The 25,566-nt window shown below is 46.0% G+C and carries 22 protein-coding genes; 16 read left to right on the top strand and 6 right to left on the bottom strand.

All coding sequences use genetic code 11. The features are described 5' to 3' along the window. Positions 1 to 290 precede the first annotated feature (290 nt). From Q7V21_RS06935 to Q7V21_RS06925, 3 genes are all read left to right on the top strand, one after another. Positions 291 to 1,355, top strand: coding sequence for a DUF2333 family protein (locus Q7V21_RS06935; protein WP_304916584.1), 1,065 nt, complete (start codon positions 291 to 293; stop codon positions 1,353 to 1,355). 41 nt (positions 1,356 to 1,396) lie between these two features. Then, complete coding sequence (locus tag Q7V21_RS06930) at positions 1,397 to 1,744, top strand: winged helix-turn-helix domain-containing protein (RefSeq protein WP_304916583.1); 348 nt, start codon at positions 1,397 to 1,399, stop codon at positions 1,742 to 1,744. Between the two features lie 91 nt (positions 1,745 to 1,835). Continuing rightward, positions 1,836 to 2,642, top strand: a complete 807-nt coding sequence (locus tag Q7V21_RS06925; RefSeq protein ID WP_304916582.1) for a substrate-binding domain-containing protein — start codon at positions 1,836 to 1,838, stop codon at positions 2,640 to 2,642. Positions 2,643 to 2,701: 59 nt separating this feature from the next. Here Q7V21_RS06925 and Q7V21_RS06920 read toward each other — a convergent pair whose 3' ends face one another. The 3 genes from Q7V21_RS06920 to moaC all read right to left on the bottom strand — a co-directional run bounded on the left by Q7V21_RS06920 (position 2,702) and on the right by moaC (position 6,279). After that, complete coding sequence (locus Q7V21_RS06920; RefSeq protein WP_304916581.1) at positions 2,702 to 4,036, bottom strand: OprO/OprP family phosphate-selective porin; 1,335 nt, start codon at positions 4,034 to 4,036, stop codon at positions 2,702 to 2,704. A 293-nt stretch (positions 4,037 to 4,329) separates the two neighbouring features. Further along, positions 4,330 to 5,658 (bottom strand): OprO/OprP family phosphate-selective porin, encoded by a 1,329-nt coding sequence (locus Q7V21_RS06915; protein WP_304916580.1) that lies wholly within the window; start codon positions 5,656 to 5,658, stop codon positions 4,330 to 4,332. A gap of 141 nt (positions 5,659 to 5,799) precedes the next feature. After that, positions 5,800 to 6,279, bottom strand: a complete 480-nt coding sequence (moaC, locus tag Q7V21_RS06910) for a cyclic pyranopterin monophosphate synthase MoaC (RefSeq protein ID WP_304916579.1) — start codon at positions 6,277 to 6,279, stop codon at positions 5,800 to 5,802. Positions 6,280 to 6,323: 44 nt separating this feature from the next. On the opposite strand from moaC, the gene moaD reads away from it, so the two are divergent. From moaD to Q7V21_RS06860, 10 genes are all read left to right on the top strand, one after another. Continuing rightward, the gene (gene moaD, locus Q7V21_RS06905) at positions 6,324 to 6,551 is read left to right on the top strand and encodes a molybdopterin converting factor subunit 1 (RefSeq protein ID WP_292356421.1); all 228 of its coding nucleotides are present in this window, start codon (positions 6,324 to 6,326) and stop codon (positions 6,549 to 6,551) included. A gap of 3 nt (positions 6,552 to 6,554) precedes the next feature. Then, entirely contained in the window at positions 6,555 to 6,989 is a 435-nt protein-coding gene (locus Q7V21_RS06900) for a molybdenum cofactor biosynthesis protein MoaE (RefSeq protein ID WP_304916578.1), read from the top strand. A 57-nt stretch (positions 6,990 to 7,046) separates the two neighbouring features. After that, positions 7,047 to 8,129: a substrate-binding domain-containing protein gene (locus Q7V21_RS06895; RefSeq protein WP_304916577.1), complete on the top strand. Its 1,083-nt coding sequence runs from the start codon at positions 7,047 to 7,049 to the stop codon at positions 8,127 to 8,129. Between the two features lie 226 nt (positions 8,130 to 8,355). Continuing rightward, entirely contained in the window at positions 8,356 to 8,847 is a 492-nt protein-coding gene (locus Q7V21_RS06890; RefSeq protein ID WP_304916576.1) for a formate dehydrogenase subunit gamma, read from the top strand. Next, complete coding sequence (locus tag Q7V21_RS06885; protein ID WP_304916575.1) at positions 8,847 to 10,394, top strand: NADH-quinone oxidoreductase subunit NuoF; 1,548 nt, start codon at positions 8,847 to 8,849, stop codon at positions 10,392 to 10,394. The genes Q7V21_RS06890 and Q7V21_RS06885 overlap by 1 nt, the downstream gene beginning before the upstream one ends. A gap of 3 nt (positions 10,395 to 10,397) precedes the next feature. Continuing rightward, on the top strand, positions 10,398 to 13,280 hold the full coding sequence (fdhF, locus tag Q7V21_RS06880) for a formate dehydrogenase subunit alpha (RefSeq protein WP_304916574.1): 2,883 nt from the start codon (positions 10,398 to 10,400) through the stop codon (positions 13,278 to 13,280). Beyond that, positions 13,277 to 14,101 (top strand): formate dehydrogenase accessory sulfurtransferase FdhD, encoded by an 825-nt coding sequence (gene fdhD / locus Q7V21_RS06875; protein ID WP_304916573.1) that lies wholly within the window; start codon positions 13,277 to 13,279, stop codon positions 14,099 to 14,101. Before fdhF ends, fdhD begins: the two co-directional genes overlap by 4 nt. Positions 14,102 to 14,112: 11 nt before the next feature. After that, positions 14,113 to 14,361: a formate dehydrogenase subunit delta gene (locus Q7V21_RS06870; protein WP_304916572.1), complete on the top strand. Its 249-nt coding sequence runs from the start codon at positions 14,113 to 14,115 to the stop codon at positions 14,359 to 14,361. Positions 14,362 to 14,431: 70 nt separating this feature from the next. Beyond that, positions 14,432 to 16,180, top strand: coding sequence for an OFA family MFS transporter (locus Q7V21_RS06865; RefSeq protein WP_304916571.1), 1,749 nt, complete (start codon positions 14,432 to 14,434; stop codon positions 16,178 to 16,180). 41 nt (positions 16,181 to 16,221) lie between these two features. Continuing rightward, positions 16,222 to 16,611 carry an MAPEG family protein gene (locus Q7V21_RS06860; protein WP_304916570.1) on the top strand — a complete coding sequence of 130 codons (390 nt, stop codon included), beginning with the start codon at positions 16,222 to 16,224 and terminating at the stop codon, positions 16,609 to 16,611. On the opposite strand, the gene ubiD is transcribed toward Q7V21_RS06860, so the two are convergent. Continuing rightward, positions 16,600 to 18,084, bottom strand: a complete 1,485-nt coding sequence (gene ubiD, locus Q7V21_RS06855) for a 4-hydroxy-3-polyprenylbenzoate decarboxylase (protein ID WP_304916569.1) — start codon at positions 18,082 to 18,084, stop codon at positions 16,600 to 16,602. The two genes, Q7V21_RS06860 and ubiD, sit on opposite strands and share 12 nt — an antisense overlap. Before the next feature lie 119 nt (positions 18,085 to 18,203). On the opposite strand from ubiD, the gene Q7V21_RS06850 reads away from it, so the two are divergent. Further along, a complete protein-coding gene (locus Q7V21_RS06850) occupies positions 18,204 to 18,953 on the top strand; it encodes a hypothetical protein (protein ID WP_304916568.1) in 750 nt (249 codons plus the stop codon). A 717-nt stretch (positions 18,954 to 19,670) separates the two neighbouring features. On the opposite strand, the gene Q7V21_RS06845 is transcribed toward Q7V21_RS06850, so the two are convergent. Together Q7V21_RS06845 and Q7V21_RS06840 are read right to left on the bottom strand one after the other, a co-directional pair. Next, positions 19,671 to 21,971: an FdhF/YdeP family oxidoreductase gene (locus Q7V21_RS06845; protein WP_304916567.1), complete on the bottom strand. Its 2,301-nt coding sequence runs from the start codon at positions 21,969 to 21,971 to the stop codon at positions 19,671 to 19,673. Positions 21,972 to 22,373: 402 nt separating this feature from the next. After that, positions 22,374 to 24,386, bottom strand: a complete 2,013-nt coding sequence (locus tag Q7V21_RS06840) for a cache domain-containing protein (protein ID WP_304916566.1) — start codon at positions 24,384 to 24,386, stop codon at positions 22,374 to 22,376. 276 nt (positions 24,387 to 24,662) lie between these two features. Here Q7V21_RS06840 and Q7V21_RS06835 point away from each other — a divergent pair, with 276 nt between their 5' ends. After that, positions 24,663 to 24,929, top strand: coding sequence for a DksA/TraR family C4-type zinc finger protein (locus Q7V21_RS06835; protein WP_304916565.1), 267 nt, complete (start codon positions 24,663 to 24,665; stop codon positions 24,927 to 24,929). Positions 24,930 to 25,120: 191 nt separating this feature from the next. Then, positions 25,121 to 25,537 (top strand): hypothetical protein, encoded by a 417-nt coding sequence (locus tag Q7V21_RS06830; RefSeq protein WP_304916564.1) that lies wholly within the window; start codon positions 25,121 to 25,123, stop codon positions 25,535 to 25,537. Positions 25,538 to 25,566: the final 29 nt, after the last annotated feature.

Below are 25,566 nucleotides of genomic sequence, written 5' to 3'. Positions count from 1 at the left end.
GACTGAGAATGTCACACCATCCACAGCTCGAATCTCGCCAAAATGCTTGGCCAGATCTTCAATCTCAACTCTGAGTGTCATACTTAAAGCGTCCCCCGCTTCATCAAAAGCATTTTCAAACCGGGCATTATTCAGCCCCTTTCACTATTACGTCAAGCTTAATGCCGTAAAGTTTTCAGGAAAATCTCCCGCACAATAACGGGAAAGCACTCCCGACAAGCATTACGCATTTTATTGCTGTCAAAAATACGCTATGGTGAAATCTGACAATTAATCTTTCTGGATGTTTTATGGCCGCAAATACTTTTATTCAGCGCAGTCGGCAAGTGTGGTGGAATTTCATTGATTCTTTCCGAGATCCCGACAGTCGCCGACAAATATCCAAAGCCTTACTGCTGGCTGTTGCCATCATCATCTTTCTTTTTATCGTCATCATGATCTGGTGGAGCTCTCCCCCAAGTGCATTTGATCCTAAAAACAATGCCCGCGATATGGCAGCGGAAAGACAACATGAACTAGTCACGGGTTATACCTCTACCGCAACGCTTATCACACTGGCTAATACCTTACTGGATAAACCCGGCGGTTACTTAACCAATGATGTCATGCCACCTTCAGTGTGGATGGACAATATGCCTAACTGGGAGTTCGGCGTTTTGGTGCAGATTCGTGATTATTCACGGGCACTGCGTAACGATATCAGCCGTTCGCAATCACAATCCGCAGAAGATAAAGATCTGATCATTGCCGAGCCACAGTTTAATTTTAATTCTGACTCCTGGCTGTTTCCGTCTACCGAGAGTGAATACCGCAAAGGCATTAAAGCCCTGGAAAGTTATCTGGATCGTCTAGCCGATGAACAACGTGATGAAGCTCAGTTTTATGCCCGTGCCGATAACCTGGCTGCCTGGCTGGGCATCGCTGAAAAACGTCTCGGCAGTTTGTCTCAACGCTTGGGGGCCAGCGTCGGACAGATTCGAATTAATACTGATTTGGCAGGCGATCGCAGTGCGCATCAATCCACCATTACTCAGCTTGAGAAAGTCAGCAAAACACCTTGGTTGAAAATTGATGATGTGTTTTACGAAGCGCGTGGCTCCATCTGGGCGATGATCCATTTACTCAAAGCGGCAGAGCATGATTTTGCCGATGTGTTGCAAAAGAAAAATGCCCTTATCAGCCTGCGTCAAATCATTCGTGAACTTGAAGCTACCCAGGCCACGGTATGGAGTCCGATCATCCTTAACGGCAGTGGGTTTGGTTTGTTTGCCAATCACTCATTAGTGATGGCTTCTTATGTCTCCAGAGCCAATGCGGCGATGATTGATCTGAGACGTTTGCTTGAACAGGGTTAAAATTAACTGTTCATTTCTGTTCTGGGAAGGTTCAGCAATTAATGATCTATAAAACCTCTGTCAAAATACGTCTGCACATCAACGACAAAGTAGCGTTGGGTCCCGGCAAAGCGGATTTACTTGAAGCCATAATTCAGCATGGTTCAATTTCGGCTGCCGGCAGGGCTATGGGCATGTCTTATAAACGGGCATGGGATTTAGTGAACACAATGAACGAAAGTTTTGCCAAACCGCTTGTGCTGACCGCAAAAGGCGGCAGCCATGGTGGTGGTGCTGAAGTCACGGCGATCGGCAAACAAGTGTTACAGCAGTATCGACAAGCCCAGCGTCAGGCTGAAAAAGCCATTGAACAGGAAATGAGCACACTTTCCCAAGAATTAACGCTTTAAGCTCGCCCCCCCCCCCTTAAAAAATTCATTTACAGCCTTCGATATGTATGCTGGAATACATCGAATTTTCCAGCTTATGGTGAGACTTAATATGAAACGCTTGTTTTCTCTGTTATTTATCAGCTTATTACTGAGTTCTTCGGCTTATGCCGAACCGTTACTCAAGCTCTCGACCACCACCAGCACCGATAATACAGGCCTGTTAGGCGTATTAAATAAAGCTTTTTCCGAATCAACAGATATAAAAGTTGCGGTGATTGCGGTCGGCACAGGACAAGCTCTGAAGTTAGGAGCCAATGGTGATGTCGATGTTGCTCTGGTGCACGCGCCGCAAGCTGAACTTGAGTATGTTGAAAACGGCTCTTTTATCGACCGTCGCTACGTGATGTATAACGACTATGTGCTGGTCGGACCTGCCGACGATCCTGCAGGAATTGCCTCAGCAAAGACTATCGGCGAAGCCATGCAGAACATTGCTGAATCCGGCAGCCGATTTGTCTCACGTAGTGATGATTCCGGTACCCATAAAAAAGAACTCGAACTCTGGCAAGACGCCAATATCAACCCTTCTGGTAGCTGGTATGTGCAAGCCGGACAGGGTATGGGCGCGGTATTAAAAATTGCCGATGAAATGTCAGGTTATGCGTTAACCGATCGCGGTACCCAGATTGCCTATCAGGACAAAATGCGACTGAAACTGCTGTTTGAAGGTGGAGCAATGTTATCCAATCCCTACCACATCATGGCGGTAAACCCTGACAAACATCCGCATGTGCAATCCGCTATGGCAAAACAATACATTGATTTTGTAACGGGTGAATCAGGTAAACAAGTGATAGAAAGCTTCACCATAAATAATCAGCAATTGTTTTTCACTACAACACCTGAAAACGATTAAAGCAGAAATAAAAAAGCCGCTGTTAGTAAAACAAACAGCGGCTTTTTACTTATATTAAATCAGAATGCCCACTGGCTGCGAACCTGGAACACATTAGGTTTCTTTCCATCATAAAGCCCGCCATCAATATCCAATACCTGCACATAATCGGCAGAGAAACGTAACATTGGTACTGGGTACCAGTTGAGTCCCAAAGTCATTGAATCTGCTTCACCACCGTTAATCGCGCCATCATTCAAATCCAGTGAGCTGTAACGCATCGCCACTTCCCATGCGCCTATACCACCATCACCAACCCGATGATTTGGTTTGATACCACCAAATACGCCATTTTTATATGGACGAGATTCACCAGTGAGCAAATAACTGCTTTGCACATACCAGCCATCAAAATCGGCATTACTGATATTGTCACGATCTACCGAGGTACGAATATATTCTGCCTGAGCAGTGAAAGGACCGATTACTGTGGCGAGTTCCAGGCCGGTTTTCAGCATACTGTCGGCATTATCAATTGCAGAAGTATCGACAATTCTTACACCGGAAACATTGGATTCAGCTGCCTGACTGAACTGCACTTCATTATTCGGTTGTAAATCACGGTAATTTAAACCCAACCCAAAATGCAGTAATTTTCCGGGCTCGTTAATTGGTGAAAGCGTTCCACGGGTACTCCAACCCCAGCCTTCGTCTCTGGCTCGCTGAACTTGAGTACGATTATCACTTACAGATTCACCAAAAACACCTGCAGCCAAGGTCCAATACTGACTATTGCGAGCCCCCATTACCCCGATATGACGCCCGGCATTAAACGCTGTCGGTAAGGCACGTTCCATAAACATAGTGTTATTGGCACTAATCATATAATCCAGGCTGAACGGATCTTTAAAATTACCGACCATAATTTGATAGTTTTCAAACCCGTCATAAGTGATAAAGGCATCGGTAATTGAACTGTTATCAAACTCGTATTCCAGTTTATAACCCCAATCACGAAATAAGGTGCCTGAAAGGTATAACCGGGCACGGCGAATATCAGTGCCATCGCCCATATCCGGTGAACCACCATAAGTGGCAGCATCGACTTGCAGACGACCTCCAACTTTAGTGGAAAACTGACCGTCACGTGTTTTCAGTGTTAAGCCGCCCTGTGTTGAAATTTCGACATCAGAGGGTTTGGTGGCTTCAGCCAGCTTTTCATCAATCGCCGCTTTTTCCTGCTCAGAGGTGGCTTTATTCGTTGCCAGTTCATCCATTAATCGACCGTATTGCTCATCGGTCACCATGCCATTCTCATGCAGCATATTAATCAAAGTTTCCAGTTCGGAAGCCTGACTGGAAAAGCTCAAAGATAAACCGATGGCGGCAGCCAGCAGATGTTTTTTGGATAGCATAAATTCAGATCCTCAAATGAATACGAAATTTCTGTAATATTATCGTCATATTCGAGAAACATCTTAATTATTTTTAGGTAAAACCAATTTATTTTTTACTAAGTGTGATGTAATTCTTAACAAACAGCTAAGAGAGCATTAAAGGCCGCTTTCTAATTGATATATAAGACTTTGCTAATGCATGTTCACTTTCTTTTGCTACCTTAAATCTATACTTTTATTAACAAATAATCAAAGTAAATTTTCCAAATAACATTGGTTAATTTCGCTGTCTCAGCAATTGTAATATTTGCTTAGAAGGCCCATTGACTGCGTACTAGAAAGATACGTTGTTCCTGACCATCATTTGGACCGCCATTCACTTTAAGCACATCTATATAGTTAGCCGAAAATCTCAGCATAGGAACCGGATACCAGTTCACACCATAGGTAACATTCTGAATTTCACCGCCCTGGATCAGCTTGTCATTCAAATCGAGGCTGCTGTAACGCAAGGTTAATTCCCAGGCACCGATACCGCCATCACCGACTCTTCTGGTAGGTGATGGGCTGCCAAAATCACCTCGCTCATAATTCAATGAATCGTCGGTCAGGAAAAAGCCGGTTTGGAAATGCCAGCCACTGAATTGCAGATTTTCAGCGTTATTACGGTCAACAGTGGTCAGCACGTATTCCGATTGTGCGGATAGCCGGCCCCGAATCATTGCCCATTCGAGCCCATAGCGGGTAAAGCTCTTCGTGTTATCAATATCACCGGTATCAACAATATTACTGCCGGCAACACGGGCTTCCGGTTCATCACTGAACTCAATAACACCGACATCTTCGACATTGCGATACATGCTGGCGATACCAAAATGTAACAGACGATCTTTTTCATTATTAATCGGTGCCACGGTAAAACGTGCCCCTACTCCCCAGCCTTCATCGACTATCGGATTCTGCCGTGTTGCTGTTTCACCAAATAAACCGGCGGCGGCTGTCCAGTGCTGCTTTTTGGTGTCGGCCATCAGACCTATATAACGATCGCCACCAAAAGCACCCAACAAACTACGCTCGATCATTTGTGAGTTACTGGAGCTGCTGCGGTATTGCAATTGAAACGGAATTTCCATCAAGCCAATACGTAAACGGGTATCTTCAAATCCCAGATATGACACAAACGAATCACGTAACTTACCGCCACCGGCAAAATCATAATCAAGCTGGAAACCCCAATCGCCATACATACGACCAGTCCAGGCTAATCTGGCACGGCGAATATTTGTACCGTCACCCATTTCCGGTTCACCCATGTAATCGGCGGCATCAATCATCAAGCGTCCACGCAGACGGGTTTCAAATTGTCCATCAGTGGTTCTGACACGAAGTCCGCCCTTGGTGGTAACTTCGACTTCAGGAGGTTGTGTTGCTACTTCAAGTTTTTCGGCTATTTCCTGTTTTTCTATTGCTGCTTGCTGTTGATTTTGTTCTAACTCAGCCACTAAACGACCATATTGCTCTTCGCTGACCATGCCATTTTCATGCAACATATCGATCAACAAGCGTAATTCGGAGGCTTGGCTAAGTGCTGGCAAAGCAAGTGAGAAGAGTAAAAACAGTTTTAAGATCGAATGGGGCATAGTTGAACTCAGCATTAAAATGAACTGCCCGGGAAAATATACCTTCACGAACATAGGAAAAATTCCTATACTCAGTTTAAAGCAGTGATACTGAATTCAAACTTAATTTTGAAGATTAATTGTTGGGAGGTGGAACTTTCTTTAAACAGAACGTTGCCAATGGCCAGATTTACCGCCGGCTTTTTCCTGCAAACAGACATCAGTCATGACCATGCCACGCTCCACCGCCTTACACATATCGTAGATAGTCAGCAACGCCACTTGCACCGCAGTAAGTGCTTCCATTTCCACTCCGGTTTGCCCTGCAGTAGCGACTTCTGCCTGACAATTCACCGCGTGGTTGGCTGCATCAATTTCAAATTCGACCGAGACTTTGGTGAGTGCCAGCGGATGACACAACGGGATTAAATCCGCAGTGCGTTTAGCTGCCATAATGCCGGCAATACGGGCAATTCCCAATACATCACCTTTTTTATGGTTGCCCTGCTCAATCAGTTTCAAGGTTTCAGGCAACATAACAATCCGCCCTGTAGCGATGGCTTTGCGTTGCGTCACCGCTTTATCGCCGACATCGACCATATGCGCTTCACCAGCCTGATTAAAATGCGTTAACTCTGCCATTTGGGGTGTTATCCTTATGTTTTTATCCAGGAACAATTAACCAGATGTCTATTCAAGTCAAATTTTTTGCCAGTCTGCGGGAAAGTCTGGGACAGAGTGAGACTACGGTAGAACAGGCTTCTACTGTTACCGAAGTCTGGGATCTGGCAACCCAGTCTGCCACGCCACCCAATAATTTACTTGTCGCTGTTAATCTTGATTATGCCAATATGCAAAGTCAGGTGAATGATGGTGATGAAGTCGCCTTTTTTCCACCGGTTACCGGAGGCTAACAAATGGCATCGCATATTCTTGATGAAGATTTTCAACCATATCAATGGCTCAGTGAGTTTGCCCAGCAAGTGCCTGCAGGCAGAGATGGTGCTTCGGCCAGCTTTATCGGAACCATGCGTGACTATAATAATGATGCCACGGTCAGAACCATGATCCTGGAACATTATCCCGCCATGACCCAACGCTATCTTGAACAGTTAGAACAGCAGGCCAAAACCAACTGGCCGTTGAATGATTGTCTGATTGTGCACCGCGTGGGTAAGGTGTTTCCCGGCGAAGCAATTGTATTAATCGGTTGCTGGTCAGCACATCGCCGTGCCGCATTGGATGCCTGCAATTGGCTGATTGAAGAGCTCAAATACAAAGCTCCTTTCTGGAAAAAAGAGCAGAACCAACAAGGTGATCGCTGGGTGGAATCAAATACCGATGGTTTATAGAGGGTAAATGTTGAAGTTAATAGTGTCTTTTCCTCACCAAACGATGTGGTTAGCCAATTGAATATTCAAATTAACTTCCTGTGGCAGATTGAACATGAAGGGAAATCCATCACCGTGGATCCCGTATTATTTAATCTGCTAACAAGCCTTCATTCGTTGGGCTCACTGCAACAAGCCGCATTGCAATGTCAGGTTTCCTATCGTCATGCTTGGGGCTTGATGGAAAAATGGGAAAAACTATTCGGCTCGCCGCTGCTTATTAAACACCGTGGCCGTGGTGCCAAGCTCACTGAAGCTGGCGAAAAACTGCTGCAGGCACAGCAACAATTACAGGCACGTCACGCGCCCCAACTTGCTAACCAAGCTACCGAGCTGGCCCACCAGCTATCGCGTATTCAGCAATCGCAGCAACATTATCATCTGAAAATTTATGCCAGCCACGGTTTAGCTGTCAGTGCGTTACGAGACACCTTAAACCAGCTGAAAGATATGCCGGTTGAATTACACTTTCACGGCAGCGTGGAAAGCCTGCGAGCATTAAAAGAAAATCAATGTGATATTGCTGGTTTTCATGTGCCCGAGGGTGAGCTTGGCAAACGTGTCTCATCGCAGTATTTGCAACATATTTCTCCCGAAAATCATCGTCTCATCTATCTGGTCAGACGTTTACAAGGATTAATGGTACCCAAAGGTAATCCTCTCGCCATCCGAACGCTTGCTGATTTGAGTAAAGGAAACTATCGCTTTATTAATCGCCAGAAAGATTCTGGAACACGATTATTACTGGACCAGTTACTCGCTCTGCAACACATTGACCCAACGACTATTACCGGTTATCAGCAAGAAGAGTTCACCCATATGGCTGTGGCCGCGATGGTGGCCAGTGGTGTAGCTGATTGTGGTTTTGGCATCGCTGCAGTCGCCAAAAAGTTCGGCCTCGACTTTGTACCTATTCAATGGGAGCACTATTGCCTTGCTGTCAGTCAGCAGCAATTTGAACATGAAAGTGTGCAAGCTTTGCTTGAGTGCGTAAATGGCAAAATGTTTCATAATGCCTTAGCTGATCTTGAGGGTTACGAACTTTCCCGTTGTGGACAGGAAGTGACGTTTGAGCAAATTTTTGAAACCGGTTATGCCTAAATTAAAGCTTGTTTTTGTTTAATAGCTTTTCATCCACCCAACACCACCTACCTGACAGCCTCTCCCTAAAGTACAAATCAATCTCTCTACACCCTAATTTGCCATAACATTAATATGCAATTATTTGCATATTTTTAAGCCTGTATTGCTGTGTTATTGTCTGATAAAACAATAAAAACAAAATAATATATGTAAATATATTCATATATAGAAGAAGAGAGGCAAAATGATAACACCAGGGCAATGGCGGATAGAAACCGTCCGTGAAATCATACAACGGCTAAAAGCAAAGCCTGGTGCTTTATTACCGGTCTTACATGCTGTTCAGGAATACATTGGGCATATTCCCGATAATGTGGTGCCGATTATTGCAGATGAAATGTTGCTCACCCGTGCCGAAGTGCATGGGGTTATCAGCTTTTACGCACATTTTCGCAATCATCCCACCGGTAAACACATCGTTGAAATATGTCGTGCTGAAGCCTGTCAATCGGTGGGCTGTCGTCAATTGGAAGAGCACGCCAAAAGCACCCTCAATATTGATTACCAGCAAACAACCGATTGCGGCAGTATCACGCTGGAACCCGTTTACTGCCTGGGCAATTGTGCTACTGGACCTTCAATACGCATCAATGATGATATCCATGGCCGTGTCAGCCCGGAACGTTTTGATGAATTGATGAAAAACTGCCGTCAGCGTTTGCAGGAGGCAGGTTAATGTCTATACGGATTTTTGTTCCCTGTGATACTACGGCCCTATCTTTAGGTGCAGATCAGATTGCCACATTGATACAGGCTGAAGCATTAAGTCGTGGTATCGACATCACGGTGGTTCGAAATGGTTCTAGAGGACTATTCTGGTTAGAACCCTTAATTGAAGTCGAAACCGAAAACGGTCGTCTGGGTTTTGGTCCTGTTACTCAAAATGATGTACATACCCTTTTCGAGCAAAACTTTCATCAAGGTCAAACGCAACATGATCTTTGTGTGGGACTGGTAGAGCAAATTCCCTACTTGAAAAACCAACAACGCTTAACCTTTGCTCGTGCTGGTATTACCGATCCATTGTCGCTAGATGACTATCTTGCTCATGATGGTTACGCCGGCCTGGACAATGCCTTGATAATGACAGGACAACAGATTGTCGATGAAGTAAAAACCTCCGGCTTGCGTGGTCGTGGTGGTGCGGCATTCCCCACCGGCATTAAATGGCAAACCGTGCTGGATACACCGGATGAGCAGAAATACATTGTCTGTAATGCCGATGAAGGTGACTCGGGCACCTTTGCCGATCGGCTAGTAATGGAATGTGATCCATTCATGCTCATCGAAGGCATGACTATTGCGGGCCTCGCTGTAGGGGCAAATCAAGGTTATATCTATTTACGTTCAGAATATCCGCTTACTCACAAAATATTGAATAAAGCCATTGAAACGGCCTATCAACATGGCTATCTCGGTAAAAATATCCGTGGCAGTCAAAATCAATTTGATTTAGAAGTCCGTTTAGGTGCTGGTGCTTATATCTGCGGTGAAGAAACGTCGTTACTCGACAGCCTGGAAGGTAAACGCGGATTAGTCCGTGCCAAACCGCCACTTCCTGCCATTGTCGGTTTATTTGGCAAACCGACAGTCGTCAATAACGTTTTATCTCTGGCAGCCATTCCTTACATTCTCGACAAGGGTGGTCAGGCCTATGCTGATTATGGCGTGGGACGTTCTCGCGGGACTATGCCTATTCAACTTTCCGGCAATGTTAAAAATGGCGGTCTGGTCGAACTGGCCTTTGGCATTCCACTGAACAAACTGATGAATGAATTTGGTGGTGGCACTCGCAGCGGTCGACCACTAAAAGCTGTGCAAGTTGGCGGTCCATTAGGGGCTTATCTGCCAGAAAGTCAGTGGCACACGATTATTGATTACGAAGCCTTTTCCTCTGAACAAGCCGTGCTGGGTCATGGTGGCGTCGTCATGTTCGATGACAGTGTTGATATGGGTGATCAGGCCCGATTTGCAATGGAATTCTGCACCGTCGAATCCTGTGGTAAATGCACACCCTGCCGTATTGGTTCAACCAGAGGTGTGGAAGTCATTGATCGGATTCGTGCTGGTGAAAGACCCGATAACAACTGGCAACTACTGGAAGATTTGTGCGACACCATGGTCGATGGCTCTCTATGCGCCATGGGCAGTATGACGCCAATTCCCGTTAAAAGTGTGATGAAATTTTTCCCCGACGAACTGCGCCATGGGCGTCAGGAGTAAGTCATGAAAGTAGAAAGATTTAACCCCAACAAAGATTATGGAACCCCAGCACGTCTATCAGAAAAGCTGGTGACGCTGGAAATTGACGGCATTGAAATATCGGTACCCGAAGGTACGTCCGTTATGCGGGCTGCGGCACTGGTTGATATCAACATTCCCAAACTGTGTGCCACCGATAATCTAGAATCCTTCGGCTCCTGTCGTTTATGTGCGGTGCAAATTGAAGGCCGACGTGGTTATCCCGCATCCTGCACCACCACAGTGGATGCAGGCATGAAAGTGACGACCCAGAACAAAAAACTGGCTGACTTACGCCGTAATATCATGGAATTGTATATTTCCGATCATCCATTGGATTGCCTGACCTGCCCGGCAAACGGAAACTGTGAATTACAGGATATGGCCGGTGCAGTAGGTCTGCGAGATGTCCGTTACGGCTATGCTGGTGAAAATCACCTGCAAAGTGAAAAAGATCATAGCAATCCGTATTTCGATTTTGATCCAAGCAAATGTATTGTCTGTTCACGTTGCGTACGAGCTTGTGAGGAAGTGCAAGGCACTTTTGCGTTGACAATTGATGGTCGTGGTTTTGCATCGATGGTTTCACCAAGTCAAAACGAAGACTTCATGGACTCCGAATGCGTATCCTGCGGTGCCTGTGTGCAAGCCTGCCCGACCTCCACCCTGATGGAAAAAAGCATTGTGGAAATGGGCCAACCGGAACATAGCGTGGTCACTACCTGTGCTTATTGTGGCGTGGGTTGTTCGTTTAAAGCTGAAATGAAAGGCGATCAAGTGGTGCGCATGGTGCCTTACAAAGGTGGCGACGCCAATCATGGCCACTCTTGTGTTAAAGGCCGTTTTGCCTTTGGTTATGCCACGCATAAAGATCGCCTAACCACCCCGATGATTCGTAATACCATCAATGAACCCTGGCAGGAAGCAAGTTGGGAAGAAGCCATTCAGTTTGCCGCAGATAAGCTCAAAGGAATCCAGCAAAAATATGGCCGCAATAGTATTGGTGGAATTACCTCATCACGCTGTACCAATGAAGAAACCTATCTTGTACAAAAACTGATTCGTGCTGCGTTTGGCAATAACAATACTGATACCTGTGCCCGTGTCTGCCACTCGCCCACCGGTTATGGGCTTAAAGTCACGCTGGGCGAATCAGCCGGTACACAGGATTTTGATTCAGTGATGAAATCAGATGTCATTCTGGTTATCGGGGCGAATCCAACCGATGCACATCCAGTGTTCGGTTCGATGATGCGTCGTCGTCTGCGTGAAGGGGCACAGTTGATCGTGGCCGATCCCAGACATATCGATTTACTGAAAACACCGCATCTAAAATCAGCTCTGCATCTGCCGCTAAAACCCGGTTCCAATGTCGCGTTGATTAATTCACTGGCACATGTTGTAGTCACCGAGGGTTTTGAAGACCACGACTTCATTGAATCTCGCTGCGATATGGAAACCTACGGCAAATGGCGTGAGTTTATTCGTGATGAGCGTCATTCTCCAGAAGCCGTTGAAGCCATTACTGGTGTTGCTGCAGAAAAAGTACGCCAAGCGGCACGTAGTTTTGCACAAGGTAACAACAGTGCAATCTATTATGGACTGGGGGTCACCGAGCACAGTCAAGGTTCAACCATGGTCATGGGCATAGCCAATCTGGCAATGGCTACCGGTAATCTCGGTCGTGAAGGTGTTGGTGTAAATCCACTGCGCGGACAGAATAACGTGCAGGGCTCATGTGATATGGGCTCCTTCCCACACGAATTACCCGGTTATCAGCATGTATCGAATGATGAATCACGTGCTCATTTTGAAGCCGTCTGGGGCGTTAAACTGGATAATGAACCGGGTTTGCGTATCCCCAATATGTTTGATGCGGCAATTGCTGGCGAATTTAAAGGACTTTACGTTCAAGGTGAGGATATCGCCCAGTCCGATCCCGGAACACAACACGTTGAAAGTGCCTTACGCTCGCTGGAATGCCTGATTGTGCAGGATCTGTTTCTTAACGAAACGGCTAAATTCGCCCATGTGTTATTGCCGGGTTCTTCCTTCCTGGAAAAAGACGGTACCTTCACCAATGCAGAACGCCGAATTAATCGTGTTCGCAAAGTGATGCCTCCACTAGCTGGTAAAGAAGACTGGCAAGTGACGATGGATTTGTCCAATGCGCTTGGCTATCCAATGCATTACAACCATCCATCGGAAATAATGGATGAAATTGCACAACTTGCGCCTACCTTCACTGGCGTGAGTTTCAAACGTATTGATGAATTAGGCAGTATTCAATGGCCTTGCAACGACGCGCATCCAATCGGCACACCGACCATGCACGTCGATGATTTTCCGATTGGCAAAGGCCGTTTCAGCGTCACCGAATATGTTGCCACCGAGGAGCGAACCAACAGCCGCTTCCCGTTATTGCTAACTACCGGACGAATTCTGTCGCAATACAATGTGGGCGCACAAACCCGTCGTACCCAAAACCAGCTTTGGCATGATGAAGACCGTTTGGATATCCATCCCCATGATGCAGAAGTACGAGGCATCAAGGAAAACGATTGGGTTGGTATTACCAGCCGGGCAGGACAGACCGTTTTACGTGCCCGCCTCACCGAAAAAGTATTACCCGGAGTGGTGTATACAACTTTCCATCATCCCGGCAGTGGTGCCAACGTTATCACTACCGATAATTCAGATTGGGCGACCAACTGTCCGGAATACAAGGTTACGGCGGTACAAATCGAGCGGGTCAGCCAGCCATCTGAATGGCAGAAAAACTTTGAAGCTTTTGAAACGCTGCAATTGAAGCTTTTACATAATCGAAAACATGATCAATCGATCCCAACAGGTTCATCCTCGTCATGAGCTATGTTTATAAAACTTCGTTACCAACGCCTGTTTCAATTTATCAGCCAAACCTGAAACAGGCGCATTGGGGATCTGATGATGTTGCTGTCGAAGTGCCTGTTGCCCTGGTTTATAACTATATTTCGCATGTAGTGATGATGGCTACGCCAGTCAATCTGGAAGATTTTGCCATCGGGTTCAGTTTGACCGAAGAAATTGTTGAATCACGTGAGCAGATAAACCATGTTCACGTCACCCAGGCCAAAGCTGGCATCACCATCCGTTTGCAGATCGCCGATGATGCTTTTGAAAAGCTTAAGTCCAAACGCCGTAATATGACAGGCCGAACCGGTTGTGGTTTATGTGGTATCGAATCACTGAAACAAGCTATCCGGCCAATTCCTGCAGTTCATGCTCCCCAAGTAAGTCAGCAAGTCATTGCTCAGGCCTTTGAAACCATTCGTGCAAATCAACCTATCAACGCCATGACAGGAGCCACTCATGCAGCTGCATGGTGTTCTTTAAGCGGAAATATTGAACTCGTGCGTGAAGATGTCGGCCGCCACAATGCGCTGGATAAATTGATTGGTGCAATGTCGAGCATGACGCTAGATCGCGGGCAAGGTTTTATTTTGGTCACCAGCCGCGCCAGTTATGAAATGGTGCAAAAAACCTGTATGGCCGGTGTCGGTTGTCTGGTTGCCATTTCGGCCCCCACCAGTCTGGCCATTGAACAGGCGCGTCAAGCCGGTTTGCTGTTAGTTGGATTTGCCAGAGCGGATAAACACGTTATTTATCACGATCCCCATCAACCTGAGCTATTAAGCCACGTCATCTAGAGAACAAATCAATGAGCCACGATAGCCATTCCCAAACAGCCACCTTAATAAAAATGGTCAACCAGATTGCTGCCAACCTCAGTGCCTATGAACCTGCCGAAGCAGCTGAACGCATTGAACAACATCTGGTTCGTTTCTGGACGCCCAAGATGCGTCTGGATCTGATTAATACTGCTACAGATGAAACTGATCTTTCACCCTTAGCACGTGATGCGATAAACCGGTTACAAAGCGTGCAGATCCAAAAACAATCCGCATAGCATTCCAACACAAAACCAACGATGACTGCTTCAATCAGCAGAAACCATGTGTCTTTAAGGATAAAACATCATGCTGGCCCACCTTCATAAACGTCATATCGTTGCCAAACCAGGATTTAATCGTTGGTGGATAGCCCCGGCATCCGTATTTATTCATCTTTGCATCGGCTCAGTTTATGCCTGGAGTATGTTTAATCCGCCGCTGATCAAGCAGCTGGGTGTGGTTGCCAGTGCAGCGGATGACTGGCATTTTTCATCAGTGGTATGGATCTTCTCAACTGCCATTGTTTTTCTTGGGCTTGCCGCCGCCATTGGCGGTAAATGGCTTGAACAAGTTGGTCCCAGAGCCACCGGCTTTCTTGCCGCCTGTCTGTGGGGCGGTGGTTTTTTAATCAGCAGCATGGGACTCTATTTTCATGAACTCTGGTTAATCTATCTGGGATACGGCGTTATCGGTGGTTGTGGTCTTGGACTTGCGTACGTAACTCCTGTCAGCACGCTCATTCGTTGGTTCCCGGATCGACGTGGTATGGCTACCGGAATTGCCATTATGGGGTTTGGTGGTGGCGCCATTATTGGTGCTCCGTTAAAAGGCTATCTGCTGGCCTTGTTCTATGAAGCGCCTACCTATCTGGGCAAAGCCACTGATCTGACGTTAATCACCGAAAATGGTCGGCGATTTGTTGAAATGGCGGGTGACAAAGTTGAAGTCGTAGTTGCCACCGCCAAGGATATGGCGAATATGCCATTGCCCGGTCCGGAAGGGGTTTATGTCGTCGGTTCAGGCAGCACTGGAGCAGCGTCCGTATTTCTAACGCTGGGCATTGTTTATTTTGTGGTGATGGTCATTGCAGCATTTAGTTTTCGAGTACCACCAGCAGATTGGAAACCGGCCGGCTGGAATCCCGAGCCAAGCAAAAAAGCAGCTAAATCACTGATAACTCAAAACCATGTGCATATTGATCAGGCGTTAAAAACACCACAGTTCTATCAACTATGGATTATGTTGTGTTTCAACGTCACCGCCGGTATTGGTGTGATTGGCGTGGCTAAAACCATGGTCACTGATATTTTTGGTCCCAGCCTGCCGTCAATTGTCGACGCCGGATTTGCTGCTACCTATGTGCTCATGATCAGCGTGTTTAATATGGCGGGGCGTTTTTTCTGGTCATCCATGTCCGACTATATTGGTCGGCAAACCACCTACAGCATTTTCTTTCTGCTCGGCGCATTGTTATATCTGTCGATTCCCTTTATTGCAATGCAAGTCAGTATTAATCCAGCCGTAATGTGGCTGATTCTGTTTTACGGCGTCACCATGTTGATTTTCACCATGTATGGCGGTGGGTTTGCCACTATTCCGGCCTATCTGGCAGATATCTTTGGCACTTTGCATGTCGGTGGCATTCATGGACGGCTGTTAACGGCCTGGAGCGTAGCAGGTATTCTGGGGCCAGTATTACTCACCCATTTGCGAGAACAATCCATTTATAAAGCCATTCACAACCTGGCCAACACCGTCGATCCGAATGTATTTCTAAACCGCTTTGGCGCACCAATGTCTGAACTCGATACTTTGATTCAAACCAGCACCGTTTCGATTGCCTCACTGATGGAAATCGTTCCTGCTGGCACCATGGATCCAACACCAAGCCTCTATAACTCGACCATGTATGTGATGGCGTCATTACTGATTGTGGCATTTATCAGCAACCGCATGATGCGCCCGGTCCATACAAATCATCATGTACATAACAGCCATTCACATTGGTGGGAAAATCAGAAAGAAAATAAAGCTGGATCAACGACGGCTGAATAAGGCACCCTTAGACTCTCACTAAATGCCTGGGATTAGGGTTTATGCACGCCACCATTTATATCGCGCTTGCAGCATTTCTCATCGTCGCTTTAGCACGCAATGTCATTGTTCTGCGACGTCTACATAAAGTGGCATTGGGCGATGGCGGGAATAAAGATCTCCTGGCCGCGATTAGAGCTCATGCCAATGCTGTTGAATATCTGCCAATTGGTTTGCTGTTGTTAATCGTTTTTGAACTCAACCAGGGCCCAATCTGGTTAATCCATTTACTGGGCAGCCTGTTTATTATCGGTCGATTGATTCACGCCAACGGGGTCAGTAAAGCCATCATTCCCCGTCGGATAATTGGCATGCAATTGACCATATGGCTGCTGATCATTATGGCGGTGTTGAATCTGTTAGCTTTTGCCGGTATTCAACTACCGGGCTGAGTCGTCTTCATCTAGCCCCAACTCAGACCATATAGCATCGACCCGAGCCACGATTGCAGGATCTTTTTCAATCGGTCTACCCCACTCACGATTGGTTTCACCCGGCAGTTTATTGGTTGCATCCATGCCCATTTTAGAACCGAGCCCCGAAACCGGCGAGGCAAAATCCAGATAATCAATCGGCGTGTTTTCAATTAACACCGTATCGCGCGCGGGATCCATCCGTGTGGTAATGGCCCAAATCACATCCTGCCAATCACGTACGTTCACATCATCATCGACGACGATCACGAATTTTGTATACATAAATTGCCGTAAAAATGACCACACGCCCATCATCACCCGCTTGGCATGACCGGCATATTGTTTTTTCATGCTGACCACTGCCATACGATACGAACAGCCCTCGGGTGGCAGATAAAAATCGACAATCTCTGGAAACTGCTTCTGCAAAATCGGCACAAAGACTTCGTTTAACGCCACGCCTAGAATTGCCGGTTCATCTGGTGGACGACCAGTATAAGTGCTGTGATAAATCGGATTTTTACGCTGGGTAATACGCTCAATGGTAAACACCGGAAAGCTATCAACTTCATTGTAATAACCAGTGTGATCGCCATACGGCCCTTCCGGCGCCATATCATCCGGATAAATAAAACCTTCCAAAACAATCTCAGCATGGGCAGGCACTTGCAAATCACTGCCAATACATTTCACCAATTCAGTTTTACTGCCACGCAGCAAACCAGCAAACGCATATTCAGATAAGGTATCAGGCACCGGCGTAACCGCACCTAAAATGGTAGCTGGATCACAACCAAGAACTACGGCTATCGGAAACGGTTTGCCAGGATGCGTTTGCTGCCACTCCTTAAAATCCAGCGCTCCACCACGATGCGATAACCACCGCATTATCACCCGGTTTTTACCAATTACCTGCTGACGATAAATACCCAGATTTTGCCGGGTTTTATGTGGCCCTTTGGTGACCACCAAACCCCAGGTAATTAACGGTGCGGCATCTTCCGGCCAGCATAATTGAATCGGATACTCAGCCAAATCAATCGCATCACCTTCAATTATTTGCTCCTGACAAGGGGCTTTTTTCACCACCTTCGGGCCCATATTCAACACCTGACGAAAGATCGGCAACTTATCCCAGGCGTCTTTCATGCCCTTTGGTGGTTCAGGTTCTTTCAGAAATGCCAGCAACTTCCCAACTTCGCGTAACGCCTCAACCGAATCCTCACCCATGCCCATCGCCACCCGTTTTGGCGTGCCAAACAGGTTGGCTAACACCGGAATCTTGCTGCCTTTCGGGTTCTCAAACAGAATCGCCGGACCACCAGCACGCAACACCCGATCACAAATCTCCGTCATCTCAAGATGGGGATCTACCTCGGTGGTGATTCGTTTAAGTTCGCCCTGTTTTTCCAGGTTGGTGATGAAGTCTCTTAGGTCGGTGTATTTCATGGATAGTTTATATTGACGGGGTATTAAGTTAGTTTAACAGTTTGATATTTGATTATTTGGTTACTTTACTAGGTTTGAAGCTCAATAAAACCGAAATCACAATTCAGAGGCTTTCCATCATGATTGAATCACCGTTTCTTAAAATTGCTGCTGATGTTCTGCAAACCATGCCCAAACAGCAAGCGCATGTAGATGAAATAGCTCGATCAGCAATTTCTAGAAATATGAACATGGGGCTTGATTTTGAAACCCTCAAAACAAAAATTAACAGCGCTCTAAGCTCAACAGTTAAAAGAAAGTCTGGTTCACAATTTTCTCGCGTACTTAGTAAAGGTGGGAAAGAAAAGGTAGGACCATTCAGGAAAGGTCTTTATCGCTTAAAAAAAATACGAACCAAAAAACCATCTCCACCAATACTAGTGATCACAGACAAGGCTTTTTTAGCAAAAGGTGGCGAGTATGCTGTTGCAAGTGAACTGATGTTTCGAGAATTTAACGTTTCAATAATGGTTGTTGATAAAGGTGTTGATTTGGTGGCTGAGAAAAATAATAAGTACTTCAACATACAAGTAAAAACAGCAAGTAATAATGTTAACTCATGGGTATTCACGATCAGAAACGATAGTTTCGTAACCAATTTAAATGGTCAAACTCACTATGCTTTAGTTGCTAGAGATGAAAGCTCTAATATATTTTTCATCATCCCATCGGTACAAATAAAAACATATCTGGATACTGGAGTTCTTTATAGCAATTCAAAATCAACAACTATAAATTTGAAAATTTCACGAGCACCCGACCGCAAAAATTGGTTTTTAGGAAATAACAATTTAAATCACTTTATGGGAGCATTTCACATAATTCAATGAAACAAGTTTTAGCTAAAGTGTTAAAACATAACTGAATGGTATTTTTGATTTTTATTGTGGACTAAAGCCCACTGTTCATTTTTTGCGTGGCCAAAAAACGAACCAAAAAAGGCCAGCCCATACTCGCCCTGCGGGTACCCTGCGCTTCTCAATCTGGTCGGGCATGACGGAAACTCGCTTCGCTCAAACAACCGCCATGCTGATCCGACCAGCTCTGCGATGCTCGGCTTCGTATAAAGGGCATCGAGGAGATTGACTCAAGCGTGGTGCTCGTGGATTCCCCTTTTGTGTTGCCGATAAAAATGGTTATTTCAGGATTAGAAATCGGAATGTCTGAGCGCAGCGAGTTTTTTCGATTTCCCTGAGATAAGTATTTTTATCGGGAAGCCGCAGGCCAACACATGGGGTGCCCTTTTCTTTGGTTCGTTTCTTTTGGGCAAACAAAAGAAATGAACGCCCCGCGGCAGCGATCCAAGTCATGGAAGCAATGAGTTTGTTAGACTTCGAAAAACTCAGCACAAGCCTATAACAGTCACTAGATTCCCGCCTTCGCGGGAATGACAGCTTTTTATCCACACAAAAGTGGTTGTTTGGTGTTCATCTCAACAGTTGGGTTCATAATTTAAATTTGGAATTGTTGGGTTTCGCAATGCTCAACCCAACCTACTCTGGATATAAGCCAGAATCCCACCTCAATTCATCAAATCACTTCAAACCCTAAGCCGCATTCAAAGCCTTAGTCGGCACAATCTTAATTGCCACAAACTTGGATGTTGGCGTAAACGTTTTATCCCCATAACTATCCAACGGCACCAACGGATTAGTTTCAGGATAATACGCTGCCGCTTGCCCGGCCGGGACGTCATAACTGAGAATAGTGAAGTTACTGACACGGCGTTGTTTTCCATCATTCCATAATGAATAAATATCCACTTTCTGGCCGTGCTCCAGACCTAGGCGCTGAATATCCGCTTCATTGGCAAAGATCACATCCCGCATGCCATACACACCCCGATAACGATCGTTGAGACTGTAAATGGTGGTGTTGTATTGATCATGTGAACGCATGGTCTGCAGAATTAAATCGGCTTGTTCACCACTGTCGGTTATCTGCGAATGCAACAGTGTTTCTGGCAATTGATTGGCCATAAAACGTGCCTTGTTAGTGCTGGTTTGCCACTTACGTTCGGCCGCCGGATTACCCAGATAAAAACCACCCGGTTTAGCAATTCGTTCGTTAAAGTTTTCAAAGCCCGGAATCACCTCGGAGATAAGATCGCGAATACGATCATAGTCTTCAATCAACCAGTTCCAGTCGACCGGTTGGTTACCCAAGGTGGCCTCGGCGATACCAGCAATAATGGCGGCTTCCGATTTCATTAAAGGCGAGAATGGTTTGAGCTGTCCGTAGGAAATATGCACCATGCTGAAGGTGTCTTCGACGGTAATGCCTTGTTTGCCACTCTTTTGATAATCAATTTCGGTTCGTCCCAGACACGGCAGAATCAATGCATCTTTACCAGTCACCAGATGACTGCGATTAAGCTTGGTGGAAATATGTACCGTTAGCTCACCGTTTTGCATCGCGGCATGGGTTCGCGGTGTATCGGGAGCGGCCTGAACAAAGTTACCACCTAGCCCAAAAAAGACTTTGATTTCACCCTGCTCCATCGCTGCAATAGCTTGTACCGTGGTGTGACCGTGCTCACGCGGTACCTTGAACTGAAAGCGTTTTTCCAGATTATCGAGAAACCACTCTGGTGGTTGTTCATCAATGCCCATGGTGCGGTCACCTTGAACGTTACTGTGACCACGAACTGGCGATAGTCCGGCACCGGGTTTACCCACGTTGCCGCGCAGTAATTGCAAACTGATGATTTCCTGAATGGTCGCTACTGAATGCACATGTTGGGTAATGCCCATGGCCCAACACATAATCACGCGATTGGCTTTACGATACATATTGGCTGCCATTTCGATTTCCGCCAGGCTCAATCCGGATTGGGTTTCGATTAACTCCCAACTGGTGTTATCTAACATGTCGAGATAGTCATCCACACCACTGGTATGCTCGGCGATAAATTCGCGATCAAATACCGCTTCGCCTTCATTGGCCAGTGCTTGTTTTTCCCACTGCCAAAGAAATTTAGCCATGCCCCGAATAGCGGCAAAATCTCCACCCAACGCGGGTCTGAAGAAAGCGGTATTGGTTGGCTCGGAATCATTTTTGAGCATTTCCAGTGGATTTTGTGGATGCTGAAAACGCTCCAGACCACGCTCTTTTAAAGGATTAAAACAAATGACCTGTGCACCACGTTGTACCGCTTCACGCAAAGGTTCAAGCATACGAGGATGATTGGTACCTGGATTTTGTCCGATAACAAAGATGGCATCGGCGTGCTCAAAATCGCCAAACTCAACCGTGCCTTTACCCACACCCAATGCTTCGGACATGCCGATGCCACTAGCTTCATGACACATATTCGAACAATCAGGAAAGTTGTTGGTACCTAATGCACGGACAAATAACTGATAGAGAAACGCTGCCTCATTACTGGCACGCCCAGAGGTGTAAAACTCGGCCTGATGTGGTGAATCCATGTTTTTTAAATGCTGGGCGACCAGCTCAAAAGCTTGAGACCAGGTCGTTGGTTCGTATTGATCTGTTTCTGCGTTATAGCGCATAGGATGGGTGATGCGGCCTTGAGATTCCAGCCAATGATCACTTTGTTGTAACAGTTCACTGATGCTGTGTTTAGCGAAAAAGGCTGGATCTACCCGACGGCTAGTAGCTTCCCAGTTCACCGCCTTTGCGCCATTTTCACAGAATTTGATCATGCCTTTTTCAGGCGTCTCACCCCAGGCACATCCTGGACAATCCAGTCCATGATCCTGATTGGTTTTCAGCATAGCGCGGATATTGTGCAAGGCATTTTTACTACCAATCCAATTCTTGGTCACGCTGATCAAGGCGCCCCAACCTGCCGCCGGACCATTATAGGGTTTGTAATGACTCAAAATTCTTCTCCGGGAAATGAAAATATAGTGCAGAGCCCCCAATCAACGCTGTAAAAAGCAGTGAAAGGCAGATAAGTGGGTTTCTCGCAGGTTTATTTTTTTGAGATCAGAACGGCTGAACGTTGCCGGATATGACTATGCTAAATATGCAACTTTAAACATAATACTGATCAATACGATTTTGCAGAGATTATAATGATCAGCAAGGTTTATTATCAATACACCCCAGAAAATAAGGAAATTTATCCTGATCCGCCTCATATTAAATATGATTAATATTTCATATTACGAATTAAGCCATCGTGAAGTTTTAGAGGAAGATAACAATCCGGATTGAGATTTAATGTCGATGTTGGGTTTCATTGCATTCAACCCAACATACCCTTGAAACAAAAACCTCACTCACACCGGCACAAAAATCAACGCCAGCACGTCATTCTTATAATCCCCAGTAGTTTTATACTCACGATACCCCTTTGACATAGCGGCACCCACGGCATATTGATCGCCGTTATATTCCAGAATAACCGAACCACGCCCACCATTTTCCAGTTCAAAAAAATGACTTTCGAGCAGCAAGGTCTGTCCTGGTAATAATTCAGGATTGGTGCTGGCGATGATCTGTCCGTGTCGATCGGTGAACAATCCAAAGGCACCGCTGAGAACTTGTTGACTGCTGTCTCGGGGTAATGCGTCTTGTAACATCGCCATGAATTCCGGCTGAGCATCAAAGACTACGCAGATCCCACCGACAATCTTATGGTTATCTGGTGCACGAATCGAACTCAGATAAAGATAGGTATGTCGCCCGTTATAGAGTGGCGTAGCGGCAAATGGTGAAACGGTATAGTGCTTTGAATCTGAGATGGCGAGCGCTTTTTTCATCACATCGTGATCGGGCATGGGTTGGCCGATTAAGTGGTTTTCCTCAAGGTTGGATACCGCAATGATGGTGCCGTTGGTATCGAATACCATCAGGTCGGTGTAAACCGTGTAAAGACCATTGATGTATTGCAGGACCTCGGCGAGCGTTGCATCATCCTGATGACTGCGCCCCGGCTGAGCCAGGATTTCACGAAAACGAGAGGTAAGTGCCCACCAACGGACATCGTTCGCGCGTTCGTAGAGGTTGCGATCCATAATGTCGACGGCGAGAAATGCCTGAAATTGCACATCACTGAGTAAGGAACTGACCACCGTGTTGCAGAGATCGTTAATCGACTCGTCAAAGACACCTTTGGTGCGGTAACCGATGGTGCGGATCTCCTCCAGCACTGGCATGAATTCAATTGCATTGCGTTTGGCCGAAACAATCTGCCCATTGAGCACCACCAGACTTAAGTCATCAACCACCCGTTCGGCATGGTAGGCAATATTCTGTAAGGTCTGTGAAAAGATACTTGAGCGCTGTAATTGAACAGCATCATTTTTAGTAGTAGCGCTTTTTTCAGCAAACGCTTTTTGCACCGGACGCATGATGACACCGAGCCAATTTAGTCCGTTATAACCTTGATAACCTTTCGTTTTGTTTTGATGCGACAGGTAATACTGCTCATCCAGTTCAATGAAATTGATCCCACGTTGACCTGAACCGCTAACCCGGTAACCAAATGGCAGAATTTGCTCATTACTGCTACTTATCACCCGATTATGCTGATCAAGAATGGCAATCATCTCATCATCACTAACCAGATTCGCAAAAATGCCGTTTACTTCATCCTCGAATCGAAAACAAAGACAAAGCACACCCAGCACGGCACCACCATGCTGGTCATCATCCCGGATAGGGGCTGAAAAAATATGGGCAGCCCGTCGGCCAGACTGAATATCAGAACGGCGAAACGTTTCAACATAGGGTTGGGTGGCTTCCAAAGTTTCACGAATCAACGGATCGTTGCTGCTTGCCACCTGGTTAGTCTGATCAAGATTTGCCCGAACACGACCCTGTGGATCGAGGATTACTATCTCGTCATAAACGCTGTATTTATCGGTGTAATGTCGAAGACGTTCGACAATGGCGCTTTGTTGTTGTTCAGTCGGTGAAGATTCACGTAGAAAGGCACGAATATCATCATCTGTGGCCAGAAACCCCACATCTGCCGTACGTTCAAACAGATTTCGGATCAGAATATCAATGGCCACTTGGGCTCGCGCACTGCATTCTAATTCGAGTTTGCGTATGTTCTCCTTCACCAGATTATTGATGAGGTTACTTTGTAACTCTTTGAAATGGCGTCGTGTGGTCTCCATATCATCGATCAAGGTTGGCGTGACCGAATGACTATTGATTTTGCCGATAAGCGTGACCTTTTGCCACCACTCTCCCAGAGAAAGAAACGTGTGATTGTATTGCGTTACCAACGGCATAAAGCGAATACATGAAGCGTGCAACGTGGAAATATCTTTACTGTCCATTTCGTATGCATATCCATCCGAATGAAACTACACAGCCTGCATCAGTTTTCGCGCCGTTGCTAAGCTGAAGTCATTTATGGCTGACCCGAAACTTTATTAGTGAAATTGTGATACTCACCCGGCGCTAACAGTGACATTTTCAGATAAAAGGCACAATACCTATTAAGTTTAATTTTCATACAAAAATCTATTAAGCTTGCTTTTTCGCTAAATCAGCCCAATATTTAGTTTTTAATGATTAAATAAAACTGTGAAAACAGTGAGTTGGAGGTTGTTATGGCTGGAGGTTGGTCTCGTGATGGCGCGGTGCAGGATCAGATTGATGCCAGTGTTGAAGATGGCATTGAACAGGTTCGCTCCCGTTTACCGAAAGGCGAAAGCCTGACGCATTGTGAAGAGTGCGAAAAAGAAATCCCCTTGGCTCGACGTGAGGCGGTTCCCGGTGTTCGTCTCTGTGTGGCATGCCAGGAAATCGTGGATAAGGAAAACAAGGCGTTCAATCTATTTAATCGGCGCGGCAGTAAAGACAGTCAGTTACGCTAGTCTTTCATTTGAATATACAAAGAGCACTTCGGTGCTCTTTTTGCTTTTAAACTCACTACTGTGTAAAGCTGTGCTCCGAGTTGGACTCTGGATCGAGTCTTCTGCAGTTCACAATAATTTGATATGGGTCGGTTTAGAGTCTGATAGTGAGCGTCTGATGCTTTATCCGGCCCCATTTAGAGAGAAATATAATGAAAAAATTATTACTGGCATTACCTTTTATCTTCGCCGCGCAATTGGCTCTGGCAATTGATGAGCAGGATGAAAAAAACTATACGACAAATTACACCAACCAATTAAAGCCCATGGTGGTACAGCAATTAAGCGCTGCCAGACCGGAAATGACCGCAGCAGCGGTTGAATCAGAGGCCAATGCCTATGTCTCAAGAATGGCCGGTTGCCAATTGAGTGCTTTAAAAGAATTCCCGGAAGTTTATCGTGATAAAGCGATTTTGCCAGTGGTAGAAGGAGCTGATATTGCCCAGACTACCCAAGCGTTAAATCAGGAAATTCTACAGGATATCGAAGCTGGCAAACTGACCAAAGATCAGGCAACCCGGATGGTTGTTACGGCGCAGGAATCTGTGCAAATGTGTATGAATTCATAAAAGTCAGCTTGCTGAGCTTATAAAAAAGG

It is taken from the genome of Methylophaga sp. (assembly GCF_030651745.1).
This window is presented reverse-complemented; position numbering and strand designations above follow the sequence as displayed.